This window comes from Aurantiacibacter rhizosphaerae, from assembly GCF_009807005.1.
GTDB lineage: Bacteria > Pseudomonadota > Alphaproteobacteria > Sphingomonadales > Sphingomonadaceae > Alteraurantiacibacter > Alteraurantiacibacter rhizosphaerae.
This window is the reverse complement of sequence record NZ_WUBR01000001.1, coordinates 1,443,938-1,456,340: the sequence shown is the minus strand read 5'-3', so window position 1 is coordinate 1,456,340 and position 12,403 is coordinate 1,443,938. Positions and strand designations below refer to the sequence as shown.

11 protein-coding genes are annotated in these 12,403 nt (G+C 61.3%); 5 read left to right on the top strand and 6 right to left on the bottom strand.

Going from position 1 to position 12,403, the window contains the following annotated elements:
* Positions 1-107 precede the first annotated feature (107 nt).
* Both GRF63_RS06815 and GRF63_RS06810 read right to left on the bottom strand, forming a co-directional pair.
* The gene (locus GRF63_RS06815) at positions 108-626 is read right to left on the bottom strand and encodes a DUF6644 family protein (RefSeq protein WP_160485169.1); all 519 of its coding nucleotides are present in this window, start codon (positions 624-626) and stop codon (positions 108-110) included.
* 15 nt (positions 627-641) lie between these two features.
* Positions 642-1,178 (bottom strand): DUF6644 family protein, encoded by a 537-nt coding sequence (locus GRF63_RS06810; protein ID WP_160485168.1) that lies wholly within the window; start codon positions 1,176-1,178, stop codon positions 642-644.
* A gap of 368 nt (positions 1,179-1,546) precedes the next feature.
* On the opposite strand from GRF63_RS06810, the gene GRF63_RS06805 reads away from it, so the two are divergent.
* The 4 genes from GRF63_RS06805 (at position 1,547) to GRF63_RS06790 (ending at position 6,214) form a co-directional block, all read left to right on the top strand.
* On the top strand, positions 1,547-3,496 hold the full coding sequence (locus GRF63_RS06805; RefSeq protein ID WP_160485167.1) for an outer membrane protein assembly factor BamB family protein: 1,950 nt from the start codon (positions 1,547-1,549) through the stop codon (positions 3,494-3,496).
* Between the two features lie 55 nt (positions 3,497-3,551).
* A complete protein-coding gene (locus GRF63_RS06800; protein WP_202131579.1) occupies positions 3,552-4,379 on the top strand; it encodes a hypothetical protein in 828 nt (275 codons plus the stop codon).
* 87 nt (positions 4,380-4,466) lie between these two features.
* Entirely contained in the window at positions 4,467-4,892 is a 426-nt protein-coding gene (locus GRF63_RS06795; protein ID WP_160485165.1) for a DUF6152 family protein, read from the top strand.
* Between the two features lie 122 nt (positions 4,893-5,014).
* Positions 5,015-6,214: an esterase gene (locus GRF63_RS06790; protein ID WP_160485164.1), complete on the top strand. Its 1,200-nt coding sequence runs from the start codon at positions 5,015-5,017 to the stop codon at positions 6,212-6,214.
* A gap of 203 nt (positions 6,215-6,417) precedes the next feature.
* Here GRF63_RS06790 and GRF63_RS06785 read toward each other — a convergent pair whose 3' ends face one another.
* The 4 genes from GRF63_RS06785 to GRF63_RS06770 all read right to left on the bottom strand — a co-directional run bounded on the left by GRF63_RS06785 (position 6,418) and on the right by GRF63_RS06770 (position 11,652).
* On the bottom strand, positions 6,418-7,029 hold the full coding sequence (locus GRF63_RS06785; RefSeq protein WP_337189621.1) for a LuxR C-terminal-related transcriptional regulator: 612 nt from the start codon (positions 7,027-7,029) through the stop codon (positions 6,418-6,420).
* Positions 7,030-7,167: 138 nt separating this feature from the next.
* The gene (locus tag GRF63_RS06780) at positions 7,168-8,448 is read right to left on the bottom strand and encodes a spinster family MFS transporter (RefSeq protein ID WP_160485163.1); all 1,281 of its coding nucleotides are present in this window, start codon (positions 8,446-8,448) and stop codon (positions 7,168-7,170) included.
* Positions 8,445-9,305 (bottom strand): alpha/beta fold hydrolase, encoded by an 861-nt coding sequence (locus GRF63_RS06775; RefSeq protein ID WP_160485162.1) that lies wholly within the window; start codon positions 9,303-9,305, stop codon positions 8,445-8,447. The genes GRF63_RS06780 and GRF63_RS06775 overlap by 4 nt, the downstream gene beginning before the upstream one ends.
* A gap of 34 nt (positions 9,306-9,339) precedes the next feature.
* Positions 9,340-11,652 carry a TonB-dependent receptor gene (locus GRF63_RS06770; RefSeq protein WP_160485161.1) on the bottom strand — a complete coding sequence of 771 codons (2,313 nt, stop codon included), beginning with the start codon at positions 11,650-11,652 and terminating at the stop codon, positions 9,340-9,342.
* Positions 11,653-11,763: 111 nt separating this feature from the next.
* Between GRF63_RS06770 and GRF63_RS06765 the strand changes: the two genes are divergently transcribed.
* A complete protein-coding gene (locus GRF63_RS06765) occupies positions 11,764-12,384 on the top strand; it encodes a TetR/AcrR family transcriptional regulator (RefSeq protein ID WP_160485160.1) in 621 nt (206 codons plus the stop codon).
* Positions 12,385-12,403 lie beyond the last annotated feature (19 nt).

The following is a 12,403-nucleotide window of genomic DNA, read 5'->3' as shown; positions in this document are numbered from 1 at the left end:
GCGAACAGCACCGAGGACGCCCCGGCGGAGGCCGGAGCGAAAAACAAGAAAGGCCGCGCAGGGTGTCCCGCGCGGCCTTTTTTCGTGTCACGCTTTGACGCGCCGGGTCAGTAGTAAATCCCCAGCGTGAAGCCGATGGCACGGCCGCAGAAGATAACGCCGATCCACAGCACCAGAGACAGTGTCGCCGCCACCTTTGCGCCGGTTGGCAGCACGGGCTTTGCATCCCATTCGCTCACCGTCTGATACGTCTTGAAATGGAAATACAGCATGTTCAGCCCGGCCAGCGCCATCAGGCTCATCTTCCACAGGAAGTACGGGTTCACCATGTAGGTGGACGCCTTGCTGACGAACAGCAGAGTGCCGGTGATGGCGGCCAGCACGAATGCGCCCCAGGTCCACGGCAGCGTGTCCCTGCTCATCTGCGTTACCGCCCATTCATTGGAGGCAAGGCCCAGCAGGCGCAGATCCATGATCATGATCGTGCCGAACACCGTCACCAGCGCGATGACATGGATCGTTTCCAGTGTGGGGAAGGCCCACAGGCTTTCCGCGATGGACGTGCCGAGGGACGAATATTCCAGTGATTCCCAGATATTCGTGGGTTCAGGATAGTAAGAAGCCATTGTATTCAATTCCCCTCAAACCGGCGCGTAAGCGATCCAGCGACCGCAAACCATGATAAGGCACCACAGGATCACGATGAGCCAGGATGTCAGGCGCATGCCGCCGCCCGCGTTCCACGCGACGCCCGCAGCATGGGCCTGCGCCCGCGCGGCATTCTGAAATGCAACGGTGATCAGCACGGTGACCAGCAGCAGCGCCATCTTCACCCAGAACACGCCGTTGATCATGTTGCGCACCGGTTCGGCGATCAGCATCAGGAAACCGCTGATCACGATGAAGATCAGCGCCCACCACACCCACGGGATATAGCGCCCGGCCACCTGCGGCACCGTGCGCGCACCGCCGGCAAGGTTGTTCACCCGCAGCGTGAGCATCAGCGTGGCGCCGAAACCTGCCGCGATGGCCATGATGTGCATCACCTGCGCCAGCGGCACGGCCCAGAAGTTCAGGACCATTAATTTGTTCAGCGCAGTTTCCTGCATCCAGAACGCAGCATCGAGGAGAAACGTCTCCCGAAGCTGCTCTGTCAGTCCGTAAAAGAAGTCACCCATTCCCTCTTGTCCTCATATTTTTACCCCAGGCTTACCCCAGATTGATCCTGTCCGGCGCTTTTACGCCTTGATCGCCTGCAAATTGGCTAGCGATCATTTGTCCTTTCGCCAAGTCCGGCGCGCCGGAACATCCACTTCGCAGCCGCGCAAAATGTGCTGCAAACCGCTGTTTTTCCGCCGCATCCAGTCCACAACCACGCGTGTTATCATGGACTTAGCGATCGCAATCCACACCCTGCCACCCCCTGCTGCTGGAACAGGCGGTGCGAGGCATTGTCAAAGCCATGCAGTATGTTTAGGACATAATCAACAAGAGCGGTTCCCTCAACGGTCCGTCACTGATGCAAAGCGATTCGGGAGATCATGGGATGCGAGTAGGTTCGGCTTTCAAGCTTGCCATCCTGCTTGCGTGCTCCACCGCCTGCACCACCGTGTCTTCAGAACCCACGGCCGCCAATGATCATGGCGCTGCACACTCCATGCCCGATGGTGATTGGCAGACCATCCACCGCGATCTTGCCTCCACGCGATATTCCCCGCTGACGGAGGTAAATCGCGATAACGTGGGCAATCTGACGCAGGCATGGGCCTATCCATTTCGCGCTTTCAACAGCGCGGTGCCGGTGGTGATCGATGGCGTCATGTATTTCACCGCGCAGAACCGCATCATCGCGCTGGATGGCGCAACGGGCGCGGAAGTGTGGGTGCATGAGCATGATTTTCCCACCCCCACCCAGCCGGGCCCGCCGCCCAGCTTCTCCGGCCGGGGGCTGGCCTATTGGCCGGGCGATGAAACTCACGCCCCGCGCCTGATCGTTACCGCGGCTCAATCGCTGATGGCGTTCGATCCGGCAACCGGCGAACCTGTCACCTCCTTTGGCGATGGCGGCGTGGTTGCCGTCGATCCGGGGCATCGCGGCACGCCCACCATCACCGGCAACGTGGCCATCATCGGTGCGGACAGCCTTGAAAACCCGCAGGGACCGGAAGGCAATCCGCGCGGGTTCGACGTGATTACGGGCGCAAAGCTGTGGGAATTCGACACCACGCCTGACGAGGGGCAGCCTTTCCATGAAACGTGGGGCGGCGGCGCGGAGGGGCGCGGCGGCACCAATATGTGGGGCTTTGCCGCCACGGTGGATGAAAGCACCGGCACCGCATACCTGCCCATCGCCGGACCGGCGCATAATTACTATGGCGGGGATCGCCCCGGCAACAATGTGTTCGGCAATTCCGTGGTCGCCGTGGATGCGAAGACGGGCGAATACAAATGGCATTTCCAGACCGTGCATCACGATATCTGGGATATCGACATGAGCCACGCCGGGCCGCTGCTGCCCGTGCAGACGGCAGATGGCGAGATTATGGCGCTGGCCAATGTCGGCAAATCCAGCCTTTTCTACGTGCTTGGCGCGCAGGATGGCGATCCGGTGCACCCGATCGAGGAACGCCGCGTTCCTCCTGGCGATGTTCCGGGCGAATATTACAGCCCTACGCAGCCCTTCCCCGTCATCACCCCGCCGCTCAGCCGGATGGAGATGAACTATCAGGACATCGTGGGGCCAGAGGATACCAGCGCCGCCCATGCAGAGGCATGCTATGCCATGTGGGACAAGGCCGGCGGCTTCGTTAACATGGGGCCGTTTACGCCTTTCATGTATCACGAACAGGGTGAGCCGCCGCACTCCACCATTCAGCTTCCGGGCGGAATTGGCGGGGTGAACTGGGGCGGTCCGGCAGCCGATCCCACCACGGGCATGGTCTATGTCAACGCATTGGACACATCGCTGGTTGGCTGGGTGGAAAAGGTTGAGGGTGACGAACCTTATTCTTTCGACACGCTGGCGGGCGGTCCCCTGCCCGAGTACGATCGTGCCAGCGTCGATGGCAAAGGCCCCTTCTTCACTTTCAGCGCGCCGCTTTCCGGCGAATATGACGACAATGGCCGCCCTGTCGGGCCAAGCCTGCCGTGTTACAAGCCGCCCTGGGCGCGGCTGACGGCGGTGAATGCGAACACGGGCGAAATCGCTTGGGCCGTGCCGCTGGGCCAGTATGACGAGCTGCCGGAAGGGCGCCGCGTGCTGGGCAATGCGGGAAGTGCAGGCCCCAGCGTGACGGCGGGCGGCCTGGTTTTCATCGGTGCGACCAATGATCGGCGATTCCGCGCTTTTGACGCGGATAGCGGCGAACAGCTATGGGAAGCACAATTGCAAGGCAACGCCAACGCCAACCCGTTCACATATCGGGGCAGCGACGGCAGGCAATATGTCGCGATCAATGCCGGTGGGCAGATCGTTTCATTTGCTCTCGAACAATAGCAATATCTGAGGAGAGAATATGCGGGCTCTTAAAAACTTGGCGACGGTCGCTGGTATGGCAATGGCCATTGCCATGGTTCCGGCCACTCCGGCTCTGGCCGATGACCACGAAGGCATGGCGATGGAGCGTATTGGCGACCATCCCAACCTGAATGGCGTGTGGCAGGTGATGAACTCTGCCAACTGGAATGTGGAGCCGCACAGCGCCGGCCCCAATCCGCTCGAAGCCGGTGACCGGCTGATGGGCGCGATCGGTGCCGTGCCTGCTGGCCTTGGCGTGGTGGAAGGGGGCGCGATCCCTTACAACGATGCCGCGCAGGAACGGCTTCAATACAACCGTGACAACGTGATCAATTACGATCCTGAAGCCGCATGCTATCTGCCCGGCATCCCCCGCGCCACCTACATGCCGCATCCCTTCCAGATCGTGCAGGGTGATGGTGACGATATCCTGATGGTGTATGAATATGCCTCCGCCAACCGCGTCATCAACATCGGTGAGGTCGGCATTCCGCCGATCGATACCTGGATGGGCACCAGCTATGGCGAGTGGGACGGCGATACGCTGGTCGTCACCACGCTGGCGCAGGGCCCGGGCCTGGTGAAACTGCCTGCGGGCGAGATGGTTCAGGGCGTTACCTGGCTGGATCGCGCGGGCAATTACCTCACCAGCAATGCCACCGTGACCGAACGTTTCACGCTGCGTGAAGGCGGCAATCACATCGATTACCACGTCACCATCGAAGACCCTTCGATCTACGAACAGCCGTGGGAAATGGACATGGTTCTGTACCGCCATGTGGAGGACGATGCGCAGATCCTGGAGTTCAAGTGCGTGCCGTTTTCGGAGCGATTGCTCTATGGGGACTTAATCGCAGAGTAATGTAGCGTTTGCTATTCGGACAAAGTCAACGTAAAGATTCGTCCGTCTGACAGCTTGCTAATGTTTATTATAATCAGGAGTTCAACCATGCAGATCAAGAAGCTCAGCGCTGCCGCAATCGGCGCCGTGCTCGCTGTGACGGGCGCAGGTGCTTTCGCGCACCACTCGTTCGCCACTGAATTTGACCGGAATGCCCCGATCCGCCTTGAAGGCGAAGTCGTGATGTTCGAATGGGTCAATCCCCACAGCTGGATTCACATCGATGTGAACCGCGGCGGCAAGACCGAACGCTGGCGTATCGAGGGCGGTGCCCCGTCCGCGCTGCTGCGTCGTGGCTGGAACAGAAATTCCCTGCCCGCCGGTACGGATATCATCGTCGACGCCTTCCAGGCTCGCGATGGCGATACCCGCGCCTCGGCTGCGGAAATCCGCTTCCCCAACGGCCGTGAACTGTCGCTCGGCAACCCGACGACGGAAGCCGTTGCCGCTGCACGCCGCCGCGCGCAGAACTAAGCTTTCCGCGCAAACGGAACACGATGCGGGGGCCTTCCATTGGAAGCGCCCCCGTTTTCATTCGTGCGATTGAAACCTGACCTGCACCATCGCCAAACCGCTGAAGACGACGAGGAAACACCATGCGCCCAACCACCACGCGAATTGCCGGACTGGCCACTGTCCTTGCCATCCTGGCAATCCCCTCCGCGCCTGCATTGGCGCAGGATGATCAGGAAGCGGCATCATGCCTGCCGCAGGGCATGTTTGCCGTGCCGGATTACGCATCGGTGGAGCCGCTGCCCGATGGCCGCGTGACATTCCGCATCTGTGCGCCGCAGGCAGACAATGTGCGCGTGGTCAGCAACGATCTGGACCCCGCGATCCCTGCCGGTTTCGGCGGAGGAGAACGCGGCCTGCCCATGGTGCAGGATGCATCGGGACTGTGGAGCGTGACGACGGCCCTGCCCATCGCGCCCGACACCTATCGCTTCAATTTCGAGATTGACGGTGCGCGCGTTCCCGATCCGCTGGCCACCACCTTCAGCCGTCAGCGCAAGGGCATCAACTCCACTTTCGAGATGCCGGGAGAAGACGGCGCCTTCCAGACTTTCCGCGAAAATGTGCCGCACGGCATCGTCAGCCGGGTGGAATATGTCTCCGGCGCGCTGGGCGCCATGCGCGAAGCCTATGTCTACACGCCGCCCGGATACATGAACGGCAGCGATCGCTATCCCGTGCTGTATCTTGTGCACGGCGCGGGCGACTCCGCTGACAGCTGGACCAGCGTTGGCCATGCCAATTACATCCTCGACAATCTGCTGGCACAGGATGGCGCGGAGGAGATGATCATCGTCATGCCCTTTGGCCACACCCCCGTGGTGGAGGGGATGGAGATGCTGACCAACAGCGGCTTCGGCGATGATCTGCACGGCGATCTGATCCCCTATGTGGATGCGACCTTCCGCACCATCGCCGACAGGGATCATCGTGCCATGGCGGGGCTTTCCATGGGCGGTGCACACACGCTGCGCTTTGGCCTCACGCGGCCGGACGTGTTCAGCGAGGTCGGCATTTTCTCAATGGGCTTCGGCATGCAGCCCGGCGAGGTGGAAAGCTATGCCAAGGACAACGCCGAAGCGCTAAGCCGCGCAGGCGAGGAGATGGACCTGGTGTACTATGCCATGGGAACGGATGATTTCCTGTACGAAACCGTCGCGCCCACGCGTGCCATGATGGATGCGCAGGGCATCAGCCATATCTATAACGAGAGCGATGGCGGCCACACCTGGATCAACTGGCGGCGATATTTGCGCGATTTCCTGCCACGCCTGTTCCGCTAATCATCATCCGCGCTGTTGCAGCCCCGGCGTAAGAATGGGGGCATCGTAGCAGAAGGGCTGTGATGGTGGAGGAAGTATGAGGCGATGGGGGATTACGGAGCCTCATCCGCTTCGTACTACGATGCACCCTCTTTCTACATCGGTGCCCGTCAATGAAAATACGGGCTTTGGTGCATCGGCACAAAGCCTGTATCTGCGGCCGATCAGATACCCGCCTCTACCGCCAGCCGGATCATTTCGGCAGAGCTTTGCGCGCCAAGCTTTTCCATGGCGATACCGCGGTGCATCTTGATGGTTTTTTCAGACAGGCCCAGTTCCCAGGCGATCTGCTTGTTACGCAGGCCGCTGGCCACCATCTGCAACACTTCCATCTGCCGCTTTGACAGGCCCTTGATCTTCTCCGTCGCGGCCACGCGGCGCGTCAGGCTGGGGCCTTTTGCGTCTTCCTCCAGCTCCACCTGGGAGCCGAAGAAATAGGCAAGTTCGCCATCGTCATCGAAGATGGGCGCAACCACCACGACATTGCGAAACGGCGTGCCACCCTTCTTGTAATTGAGGATTTCTACCATCACCGGCTTGCGGTCTTTCACGCCCTGCCGGATCGTTTCTGTCAGCCAGGGTTCCGTGCCCTCGCCTGCCAGAAAGCGGCAATTGCGCCCGATAATCTCGTCATCATCGTAACCAGTCAATTGCTTGAACGCTTCGTTGCAGGCGATAATCGGGTTGTCGGGCAAGCGAGGGTCGCTCACCACGGAGGCTATCGGGTTGGAATCGATTAATTCCAGCACCGCCGGATCAGAGGTTTTTCGTTTCACTTCCACCACCCCATCTCTTTAGCGCAGCGAAATGCGTATGGCAAAGCCATGTGGCAATCACCTAGCCATGATGGAGTGTGGACCTTTTAATTCCGTAACCCTGATTATCCCGTAACCCTGATTATCCCGTGACCCAGGTTATTCCGCCACCCAATCTTTTCGCAGCGCCGGTCCGGCCAGGGCCATCAGCAGGGCGGCAACGCCATACAGCGATAATCCGTACAGCATGGAATAGCGCAGGGCTTCATCCCCGTAGATGGGCGAGAGAAAATCCGACAATGCGCCCAGCGCATAGATGCCGCCGCCAAGGCCGATCAGATTGTTGATCAGCAGGAACAGTGCCGATGCGGTGGATCGGGCAGCGGGCACCACCAGATGCTGCACAGCCGAAAGCACCGGGCCCAGCCAGATATAGGCCAGCGCCTGCGGCAGCAGGAACAGCAGGAAGGCAGTTTGCGCATTGCTGCTGGAAATGCCCGCGGCAAACAGCGGCGCGCCCAGGAAAAACCCCAGCCCCGGCAGCCAGGCGTAGAAGGCCCTGTCTCGCCCGCCCAGCCTGTCTGCGATAAGGCCGCCGGCCATCACCCCCACCACGCCGCCGATCAGCAGCAGCGCGCCGAAGAATTGCGATGCCTGCACCAGTTCGAAACCAAAGCTGCGCATCAGTAGGCTGGGCAGCCAGAAGGCGATGCCATATCCCAGCATGGATGACATGGCGGCACCGAAGGACAGGAACCAGAAGCTTTTCTTGCGCGCCAAAATGCCCGCCGTTTCCTTCAGCGTGGGCGAGACCGGCAGCGGGGCGGGATTGTCTGCCGCAACCTTTGGCTTTGCCTTGTCCCGCACCAGCAATTTGAAGATCGGCACGATGATGACGCCCGCGATGCCAACGGCGAAAAAGGCCGTGCGCCAGTCTACAGTCGCGGCGATATATCCGCCCAGCAGCACGCCGATGCCCGAACCGATGGGAATGCCCAGCGAATATATGGAAAGCGCCGTGGCACGCCGTTCGCTGGGAAAGTAATCGCCGATCAGCGCGTAGGACGGGGCCACCCCGCCCGCCTCCCCAATGCCCACGCCCAGCCGGGCCAGGAAGATGTGCCAGAAATTGCCCGCAAGCCCGCACAGCGCGGTAAAGCCGCTCCACGCTGCCAGCGATACGGTGATCACCCAGCTTCGACTGGTCCGGTCTGCCAGCGCGGCCAGCGGCACGGCCATGGTGGAATAGAGCAGCGCAAAGGCCAGCCCGCCCAGCAGGCCCATTTCGCTGTCGCTCAATTGCAGATCGGCCTGGATCGGCGCTGCCAGGATCGACAGGATCTGCCGGTCCACGAAGTTGAAGATGTACACCACCAGCAACATGCCCAGCACGACATTGCGATTGGGGTCGCGCCGGGTGGTGCTGGCCGTGGTGGTCATGACATATGCTCTTTCAGGAAAGACGTGATGGCATCCAGTGCCGCGGGTTCATCCAGCAAGGGAGCGTGACCGCGGTTCGGCACATCCACGGCCACGAATGGCCCCTTGTGGCGATCCTTCATGCCGGCAACGGTTTGTCTCGCCAACAGATCGGACAAGGCGCCGCGGATCACCAGCACGGGTGTTTGCCCCAACGCATCCCACATCGGCCACAGATCGGGCTGCGCGCTGTCGTCGACATCGGCAAAGCCATCGGCAATGGCGGGATCATAGGCGAAGGACACGCGGCCATCGGGTAATTCGCGGCAAGTGCGGCGCGCCCATGTCTGCCAATCCGCTTCCGCGAAATCGGGAAAGGCACTGGCGTTGACAGCACCGCTGGCCCTTGCGGCACCGTCCCAGTCTGCAAACGGCTCCACCCGGCCGACATATCCGCCGATCCGGTCAAGCCCCGCCTCGTCCAGCACGGGGCCGACATCGTTGAATACGATGGCCGGAAAGGTGCCGGGCTTCATCATGTTCATCACCATCGCCATCAGCCCGCCCATGCTGGTGCCGATCAGGCCGGGCCGCTGGATATCCAGGCTATCCAGCAGGGCGAACATGTCCTGCGCATAGATATCGGGCCGATAGCTTTTCGCATCGGGATCATATTGCGAAAGCCCGCGCCCGCGCTGATCAGGCACGATCAGGCGATAATGCCCGGCAAGATGCTGCGCCAGCGGCTCAAAATCCGCGCTGTTGCGCGTCAAGCCGTGCATCAGCAGCAATGGCGGGCCATCGCCGGGATAGTCACGTGCGAACAGCTCCAGCTGCCCGCACGCGCTTTTGTAGCGGTGCTCTGAATACGCCGTCATCTCACCATCTCGCTCTGGCCCGCAGACACGCGGATCAAAATTCGATCGTGGCGGTGAGATAGACCTGGCGCGGATTGCCGTAGAACGCCGTCAGCGTGCCTTCGGTGCCCAGCGTCGGAACGGGGGGATCACCCGCCACGAAGGTGTAGCCGGACGTGCGATATTCCTTGTCCGTCAGATTGCGCCCGTACAGGCCGAGGCTGAAACCGCTGTCCAGGCTGGTCCACACGATGCTGGCATCAACCAGCGCATAGGCGGGCTGATCCAGGAACGGGCTTGGCACTTCGAACTGCGTCGTCTTGCTGCGGTATGACACGGTGCTGCCCAGGTACAGATCGCCAGAGCCAACGGGCGTCGTATAACCCAGCGTGGCGCTGCCGCTCCATTCAGGGGTGTTCTGCACCACACGCTGATCGGAAACATCGGTGGGCTGGCCGCCCACCAGCGTCAGATATTCCGTATAATCCGCGTCGATCCAGCCAAGCGAACCCTGGAACCGCAGTGCATCCCCTGCGGCGAACATGTCGCGGCCAAGGCGGGCGTTGGTTTCAAATTCAAGACCCTTGATCTCTGCCGCACCGGCATTGGTCACCACGCCGCAGAAGGTGGCAATGCCGCCCACGTTACATGCGGTGGAGCCGGGGATCTGCACATCGGTGTAATCGGCATAAAAGGCCGCCACCGCGACATAGACGGCATCGTCCAGCAGGCTGCCCTTGTAGCCAACTTCATAGCTATCCACCGTTTCAGGCGCGAAGCTGAGGAAGTCGGCAACCTCTGCATCCGTAGGTGCACCCGGCGTTGCGGAGGGTGCGTTCACACCCACGCCGCGCGGATCGAACCCGCCGCCCTTGAAGCCCTGCGAATAGCTGGCGTAAAGATTGTGATCAGGCGTCGGCTGGAAGCTGAGCGAGACGCGCGGCGTGAACTTGTTGAAATCCGCGCTGCCCTGAAAATCGGTGCTGGGCGCGCCGAAGGGGATGCCGGCGCCGCCGAATACGGGGGAGCCGCCGCCAAGGTAATTCTGGCGCAGGATGTCGGCCGTGCGTTCATCCCAGGTGTAACGTCCGCCAACCGACAGGCTGAGCTGATCGGTCAGATCATAGGAGAAGTCACCGAAGACGGCATAGGTTTCCGTGTCCACATTCGCCTGCGTGAAGGCGGTGAAGCCGGCAAATGTGGTGAACAGGCGCACGTCGAACTGCGTGTCTGCGCTCGCATCCAGGTAATAGCCGCCCAGCAGGCCGCTGAGGGGGCCGCCATTGTCCCAGATCAGCTGCACTTCCTGGCTGATCTGATCGTTGCGATAGAATGCGGGCACATCGAGATCGACGGCAGGCAGCGCGTCGAAATCGATGGGAGAGGCGCTTTCATCCTCGCGGTAGGAGGTGATGGAGCGGAACGTCAGCGCATCCGAAATGTCGACGCGGGCGTTGATCGCAAAGCCATAGGCTTCCACGTCCTGCTCCGGATCGGTGAGGCCGCCGCGCGTGTCGAACACATTGTCCAGCACAGGCGCACCCGATGCCGCGCCGGGTATCAGGCGATGGCCGCCGCGGGCATTGGATTTATCGCGCGAGTAATCGCCCGAAACGCGGATCAGCACAGGTTCGCTGTTCGCGCCGATTTCCAGCGTGCCGCGCCCTGCCCAGATATTCTTGTTGTAGTTTTCTTCCCCGGTGGTGAGGTTCTCGCCAAAGCCATCGCGCGAAATCCGCGCAACAGAGCCGCCGATGCGGATCATGTCCGTGATCGGCGTGGATGCCGTTACCACGCCTTCTGCACGGCCATAGGTGCCGATGGTTCCGCGCAGGCGCAGGCTGGGTTCGTCAGGCAGATCCTTGGTGACATATTTCACCGCGCCGCCGATGGTGTTGCGGCCATATAGCGTGCCCTGCGGACCGCGCAGAACCTCGATCCGCTCTACATCATAGATATCCAGCACGGCGGCCTGCGGACGGTTCAGATATACATCGTCCAGATAGATGCCCACGCCCTGCTCAAACCCGGAGACGGGATCCTGCTGGCCGATGCCGCGGATGAAGGCGGACAGGGTGGAGTTGGTGCCGCGCGATTCTTCCAGCGTGGTGTTGGGGGTGACCTGCGCGATATCCGTAATGTCGACAGAGCCGCGCTGCTGCAGTTCCTCTGCGCCGAAGCTGGTGACGGCAACGGGCACATCCACCAGCCGTTCTTCGCGGCGGCGCGCTGTCACGATGATGGCACCGCCGGTGGCTTCCTCTGCCTGCGGCGGGGTGTCTGCCGCCCGCTGCGCATGGGCGGGCACGGCCGTCGCACAAAGAACAGCGGCAGTAGCGGCGGATTGCCAGAGAGTGGCCTTCGACATCAGTATTCTCCCAAGAACGTCTTTTCTATTGCCGCCCTCTTATTGAAACATGAACCACCTTTCAACTTTTAAGTTTTGCGCTTCCCCGGAAAAGCGGTTAGCCATTGCAGAATGGCAACACGTACCCCGCCCGCACCCAGCAGCGAAACCAAGGTTCCGCGTACCGAACGCGGGCGGCAGACGCTGCGCAAACTGCTGGATGCAGCGGCCAAGGAATTTGGCGAAAAAGGTTTTCACGAAGCGTCCATCAGCGGGATAACCCGCCGGGCGGGCATGGCGCTGGGCAGTTTCTACACCTATTTCGACAGCAAGGATGAAATCTTCCGCGCGCTGGTGAAAGACATGAGCGGACAGGTTGCCAGCCATGCAGGCGGCGCCATCACGCCAGACCTCGCCCCGTTCGAGGTGGAGCGTGCTGCCCTGCGCGCCTTCCTGGAATTCGCGCGCGACAACAAGGAAGTCTACCGCATCGTTGACGAGGCCGAATTCGTCGATCCGGCAAGCTTTCGCGAACATTATGAAACCACGGCCCGGCGCATCCTCACCCGCCTTAAAAAGGGAGAGGCCGCAGGCGCATTCCAGCCCGGAATGGAGGAGGCGCACGCATGGGCGCTGATGGGTATGAACGTCTTCCTCGGCCTGCGCTATTGCGTGTGGGACGAGGATACCGATGCGGACCGGGTGGCCGATATGGCGAATGACTTGCTGCGAAACGGTATCGGGCGGGACTAGGCGCCCCGCCCTAACCTCA

What these genes read in the sequence shown, in the direction of transcription:
- GRF63_RS06805 (WP_160485167.1), top strand. Translation starts at nt 1,547, where the DNA reads ATGCGAGTAGGTTCGGCTTTCAAGCTTGCCATCCTGCTTGCGTGCTCC.
- GRF63_RS06795 (WP_160485165.1), top strand. Translation starts at nt 4,467, where the DNA reads ATGCAGATCAAGAAGCTCAGCGCTGCCGCAATCGGCGCCGTGCTCGCT.
- GRF63_RS06775 (WP_160485162.1), bottom strand. Translation starts at nt 9,305, where the DNA reads ATGACGGCGTATTCAGAGCACCGCTACAAAAGCGCGTGCGGGCAGCTG.
- GRF63_RS06790 (WP_160485164.1), top strand. Translation starts at nt 5,015, where the DNA reads ATGCGCCCAACCACCACGCGAATTGCCGGACTGGCCACTGTCCTTGCC.
- GRF63_RS06780 (WP_160485163.1), bottom strand. Translation starts at nt 8,448, where the DNA reads ATGACCACCACGGCCAGCACCACCCGGCGCGACCCCAATCGCAATGTC.
- GRF63_RS06770 (WP_160485161.1), bottom strand. Translation starts at nt 11,652, where the DNA reads ATGTCGAAGGCCACTCTCTGGCAATCCGCCGCTACTGCCGCTGTTCTT.
- GRF63_RS06765 (WP_160485160.1), top strand. Translation starts at nt 11,764, where the DNA reads ATGGCAACACGTACCCCGCCCGCACCCAGCAGCGAAACCAAGGTTCCG.
- GRF63_RS06810 (WP_160485168.1), bottom strand. Translation starts at nt 1,178, where the DNA reads ATGGGTGACTTCTTTTACGGACTGACAGAGCAGCTTCGGGAGACGTTT.
- GRF63_RS06815 (WP_160485169.1), bottom strand. Translation starts at nt 626, where the DNA reads ATGGCTTCTTACTATCCTGAACCCACGAATATCTGGGAATCACTGGAA.
- GRF63_RS06800 (WP_202131579.1), top strand. Translation starts at nt 3,552, where the DNA reads ATGGCAATGGCCATTGCCATGGTTCCGGCCACTCCGGCTCTGGCCGAT.